The organism is Effusibacillus lacus, assembly GCF_002335525.1.
In the GTDB taxonomy this organism is placed as follows: Bacteria; Bacillota; Bacilli; order Tumebacillales; family Effusibacillaceae; genus Effusibacillus; species Effusibacillus lacus.
Genome location: NZ_BDUF01000060.1, coordinates 63913 through 65326 on the forward strand (window position 1 = coordinate 63913; position 1414 = coordinate 65326).

At 46.0% G+C, this 1414-nt stretch carries 3 protein-coding genes; 2 read left to right on the plus strand and 1 reads right to left on the minus strand.

The window, feature by feature from the left end; all coding sequences use genetic code 11:
- Both EFBL_RS20585 and EFBL_RS12175 read left to right on the plus strand, forming a co-directional pair.
- Positions 1–300: hypothetical protein (locus EFBL_RS20585; RefSeq protein ID WP_172899703.1), on the plus strand; the 300-nt coding region annotated here is incomplete at its 5' end.
- Between the two features lie 130 nt (positions 301–430).
- Complete coding sequence (locus EFBL_RS12175) at positions 431–850, plus strand: acyl-CoA thioesterase (RefSeq protein ID WP_096182395.1); 420 nt, start codon at positions 431–433, stop codon at positions 848–850.
- A gap of 383 nt (positions 851–1233) precedes the next feature.
- Here EFBL_RS12175 and EFBL_RS20935 read toward each other — a convergent pair.
- The coding region (locus tag EFBL_RS20935) for a hypothetical protein (RefSeq protein ID WP_216640723.1) at positions 1234–1414 on the minus strand (181 nt) is incomplete at its 5' end.

Below are 1414 nucleotides of genomic sequence, written 5' to 3' on the forward strand. Positions count from 1 at the left end.
AAGCAAAGCAACGATCCGGTTGATAAACTTTTCTACAAAGCGCTGGTGCAAGTCGCAACGGCCCAGTTCAAATTGAAAAAAGGGATGCTCCGAGGCGTTAGAAAGTTGTATCAATATTCAATGCCGTCACTGAAAAGCATTCCGGACGTTTGCCAGGATGTCGACATCAGAAAACTGCGGGAGGATTTCCTTTATCAAGTTCAATCCTTGCCGGCAGCCGATTCCATTATGAAAGGAGAATATGAGCGGTTGGGTTTGCGCATCCTCAAGTTAAATGTTGTGATCCAAGACAGGCAATAAACTAAGGAATGGATAGAGAGAGGCAGATAACTTTTGCTGGTATACTTCATTTGGTAGAGGCTTGGATGTTCTCCTTGCCTCTTTTTTGTTACATTAAAATGTAAGAAATTTAAGAAAGGCGTGAGGATGAATGTTTGAGCATCAAATAAGAGTCGGATTTAGTGATTGCGACGCATTGGGACATGTTAACAACGCAAAATATTATACATATATGGAGGAAGCGCGTACAGATATTTTCAGGATCTTCAATCCTTCCTTGGATCTTGCGAACTGGAATTTGATCGTGGCTTCCACACGTTGCGACTATCTTGAACAAGTGAAACCTGCAGAGACAATCACAGTAATCAGCTGGATAGGGAAATTGGGAAACTCCAGTTTCACTGTGGAGCATGCCCTGCGAAATCAGGAAGGGAACTGGGTAGCGAGAGGACAGGCCACATTGATCCATTTCGATTATCCCGCACAAAAATCGGCCCCCATACCAGCGGAAGCCCGGCAGCAACTCGAGAAACATTGTACAGGTCCGGCAGATGCTCCTGAACTTCGTTAATTTTATAGAAGAACAGGTGTGAATTTGTGAGCAATAAGTAGTATCTTATTGTTTGAGCAGAACTAATATCGATTCAAATCGAATTTTGTTTCAGTTTGTTTCACGCATGTGTTTGAAACGGTTTCTGTATCGTGATAGTATAGCTTTTGTCGCGAAGAACTGGATGATCTAGTGTCGATGATGCCACAGGACGTGGCGCTTTTCATCGACCCGCGAGATGTTCGTTCTCTGCACCTACAGGGCATTTAGTTCAACTTAGCGACTGGTCGCTTAGTTGCAACTTATACTCTGGAGTGCAAGTAACGCTAAGGCATTAAGGCAAGGATGTTCGACTACCACCTCGGCGTCCATGCCGAAACGTCGAACGACCCACATCCTGTGGGTCAAGTCGTTCTTTGAAAACTGAATCGTGTAGGGAGCCACGATTGATTCTTCGAATACGATGCGGCTGCCCCGCCCCCTAAAGGCGCGGCGAAAGCATCGACTGAGGTAGCCCCGCTAAGAGCGTCGACGTCCATGTCGACAACGCGGGACGAATCATCCGCAGAGGTCGCTCGGCTAAGA